At 63.5% G+C, this 233-nt stretch carries 1 protein-coding gene; it reads right to left on the bottom strand.

The window, feature by feature from the left end:
- A partial coding sequence (locus tag ACZ267_RS13070; protein WP_463680369.1) for a UDP-N-acetylglucosamine 2-epimerase occupies positions 1 to 233 on the bottom strand: 233 nt, incomplete at both ends.

A 233-nucleotide genomic window follows, 5' to 3' on the forward strand; every position in this document is an offset into this window, starting at 1 on the left:
GTAACCGACCGGGTCGATAACCTTCAAGCCGTCTAGGTCGACCCCTAAAGCCAGGGCCGCCTGTCGCGTGCGTGGGTGGAGCGGGAGCACGACGGGAAACTTTCGTGACCGCTCCTGGAGGAATTGCACGACCGCCAGAAGCTGCTGCCGATCACCAGTGTTCTCGGCACGATGGATCGTCGCGAGCGCATAGGCCTTCGGGGCGAGCCCGAGACCGGTCAATATCGTCGAGC

The organism is Staphylococcus sp. AC872 (genome assembly GCF_979255425.1).